Annotated in this window: 2 protein-coding genes; both read right to left on the bottom strand. The window is 68.2% G+C overall.

Annotated elements, in window-relative coordinates; translation table 11 throughout:
- Positions 1-116: 116 nt before the first annotated feature.
- Positions 117-830 carry a tRNA (adenosine(37)-N6)-threonylcarbamoyltransferase complex dimerization subunit type 1 TsaB gene (gene tsaB / locus R1H25_RS20295; RefSeq protein ID WP_317224469.1) on the bottom strand — a complete coding sequence of 238 codons (714 nt, stop codon included), beginning with the start codon at positions 828-830 and terminating at the stop codon, positions 117-119.
- A 9-nt stretch (positions 831-839) separates the two neighbouring features.
- Positions 840-2,888 carry an ATP-dependent DNA helicase gene (locus tag R1H25_RS20290; protein WP_099589863.1) on the bottom strand — a complete coding sequence of 683 codons (2,049 nt, stop codon included), beginning with the start codon at positions 2,886-2,888 and terminating at the stop codon, positions 840-842.
- Between the last annotated feature and the right edge of the window lie 330 nt (positions 2,889-3,218).

Raw genomic sequence — 3,218 nt, 5'->3', positions numbered from 1 at the left:
GGATAAGCCCCCAGGGACGGGTTCACGGCGTCCCCCGCGAACCCACCCCGCCCGGCCAAGCGCGGCTGTTGCAGTCGACTAACAGTCGACTCTACCGATCCTCGGCCACGAGGGGCTCAGCCGTTGACCTTCGCCTTCGCCTCGCGCGCGGCCTGCTGCTCGACCAGGGTCAGTGCCACGTTGTCGCGCAGGTAGGCCGGCTCGACCTTCTCCGGTGCAATGGCTTCGCCGCGCGCGAACGCCGGCACCGCCAGTGCGAGCACGTCCGACGCACGCGGCAATGCCGTGGCGTCGAATCCGCGCAGTCCGGTGCCCAGCTGGGTCACCAGTGCCCCCTCGGCCGCGCCGAAACCGGTACCGACACCGTAAGCCGACAGCCCTTCCGGCAGCGCCACCGCAGCCGGTGCGCAGACGCGTTCGGCATCACGCGCCACCGGCAGGCCGTCCACGCGCTCGAAGCGGGCGACGTAGAGTTCGCCCATCCGCGCATCGATCGCTGACAGGATCTGCGTTTCTTCCGCCGGTGCGCGCAGCGCCAACACCTGCAGCGTCGAGACCGGCAGCAGCGGCCGGTCCAGGGCCAGTGCGATGCCCTGGGCAATGGCAATCGCCAGGCGTACGCCGGTGAACGCACCGGGGCCGCGGCTGAGCGCAATGCCGTCCAGCTGGCGGCGGCTGATGCCGGCTTCGGCCAGAAGCGCCTCGGCCCACGGCAGGCTCAGTTCAGCGTGCCGGCGCGGGGCGATCTCGAAGCGTTCCAGCACCTGCCCATCGACATGCAGGGCAACGGAACAGGCTTCGGTGGCGGTTTCAAAGGCGAGCAGTTTCATCGGATCGGGTCAGAACAGGGGGAACGTGGCACCGGGCGCCGGCTCGGGGCCGGTCGCAACAGCGACCGGGGCAGCCGCATCATCGGCCACGGGCGCCCATTGTGGCGTAAAGAAGGCCTGCACATCGGCCAGGCTGCGGGTACGGCGGAACGGCGGCAGTGAATCGAGGAAGACCCGACCATAGCCGCGGTTGAGCAGGCGTGGGTCGCACAACACCAACACACCACGGTCGCTCTCGCTGCGGATCAGGCGGCCAACGCCCTGTTTCAGTGCAATCACCGCCTGCGGCAGCTGCTCATCGCGGAACGGATTGCCGCCCTGGCTGCGGATCGCCTCCAGCCGTGCCTCGTACACCGGATCGTCCGGTGCCGCGAACGGCAGCTTGTCGATCATCACCACGCTCAGCGCCTCGCCCACCACGTCCACGCCCTCGCGGAAACTGGCCGAGCCCAGCAGCACGCCATTGCCCGATTCGCGGAAGCGCTGCAACAGCGTCGCGCGCGGTGCCTCGCCCTGAACGAACAACGGCCATGGTCCGTCGCGCAGTGCTTCGGCGGCCTCGCGCAATGCGCGGTGCGAGGCGAACAACAGGAATGCCCTGCCCTGCGACGCCTGCAACACCGGCCGCAGGGTCTGGATCAGCGCGGTGCCGAAGCCCCGCGCGGCCGGATCGGGCAGGCCTTCGGGCAGGTAGCACAACGCCTGCTCCGGCCAGTTGAACGGGCTTGGCTGGACCAGCGTATGCGGGTCGTCCAGGCCCAGGCGGGTGGCGATGTGATCGAAGCCACCGCCCACGGTCAACGTCGCCGAGGTGAAGATCCATGCCGCGCGACTGCGCTCACGATGCTCGCGCAACGGGCCGGACACATCCATCGGCGTGCGTTGGCAGCGGAAGCCACGTGGCGTGAGCTCGTACCAGAGCACATCAGCGGCATTGGCTGTGTCTGCCGGATCGGTATCGAAGTCGAGGCTGGGCTCATCATCGCCCAGCCAGCGACTGAGTCGCGAGACCGCCTCGCGCGCCCGCGCATGGCAGGCATCCAGGCCCGCAGCCGCTTCGCGCAGCGGCTGCAGTGCCTGCTCCAGGGTCACCAATCCCGCCATCACCGTATCGAATCCGTCGCGCACCTGTGGCATTGCCAGCGCGCGCCATTGCGTGCCACGCGACGGCAAGCCCTCCATCGCCGAACGCAACGCCAGCAGCGCCTGCTGCAACTGGTCGACCGGTTCCTGCAGTGCCGACTGTGCGCCCCCTACACCGCGCGCCTCGGCCAGGCAGTCGCGGCCCAGTTCCTGCCACGGACGCATGCCAAAACCTTCGCCGAAGAACTGCGCTGCCAGTTCGGGCAGCTGGTGTGCCTCGTCGATGACAAAGGCCTGCGCCCCTGGCAGCAACTCACCGAAGCCATCCTGTTTCAGTGCCAGATCGGCCAGCAGCAGGTGATGGTTGACCACCACCACGTCAGCGGCCTGCGCGCGTTGCCGCGCGCGCACCACGAAGCAGTCGTCCCAGAATGGGCAATCGGTTCCCAGGCAATTGTCGACGGTGGAGGTGACCATCGGCAGCAGCGGCGAGTCATCGGCCAGGCCTTCCAGTTCGGCGATGTCACCGAACTCCGAACGACCGGACCAGGCCAGGATCCGCTGGAACTGCGCGGCCTGTTCGGGGCTGGAAAAACGCGGCTCGCCCCGTGCCTGCTGCAGGCGATAGCGGCACAGATAGTTCGCGCGCCCCTTCAGCAGCGCACTGCGCAGGCCGACACCGAGTGCCTGGCGCACCCGCGGCAGATCGCGGTGGTAGAGCTGGTCCTGCAGCGCGCGGGTACCGGTGGAGATGATGGTGCGCAACCCGGACAGCAGCACCGGCACCAGATAGGCAAAGGTCTTGCCAGTGCCGGTACCGGCCTCGGCCAGCAGCAGGTCCCGCTGCTGCAACGCGTCGGCGATGGCTTCGGTCAGATGCAGCTGTGCCGGACGCGGGACGAAGGCATCCAGGTGCGAGGCGAGCGCGCCGCCGTCGCTGAGGGCTTCGCGGCTGGCATGGACAAGGTCGGACATCAGAGGGAAAGGATACCCGGCCGGGCGCTGCCCGGCACCCGTTTCAAGCCAGAGCGCAGGCAAAGGCAACAGCAACAGCGTGGTTCATGGCTCTGGGTTGCTGCGTGTTTGGCGGGGGCGCTTGCTCGACTGGATTCAGAAGCGGTGGGTCGAACGGAAACAAGAAGGGGTGGGAGCCGTTTTCCTGCGGAAAACGGCTCCGACCCCACAACGAGTGCGCGCTGCGCGCGACCCGCTTCTGATTTTCTTTTTCTCTTCCGTGGCTGGCAGCACACGGAAACTGTCAGAGGTCGGGCGGGGCGGGTTCGCGGGGGTGTCCGCGGCATGGAT

It is taken from the genome of Stenotrophomonas veracruzanensis (assembly GCF_032911525.1).
GTDB lineage: Bacteria > Pseudomonadota > Gammaproteobacteria > Xanthomonadales > Xanthomonadaceae > Stenotrophomonas > Stenotrophomonas africana.
This window is presented reverse-complemented; position numbering and strand designations above follow the sequence as displayed.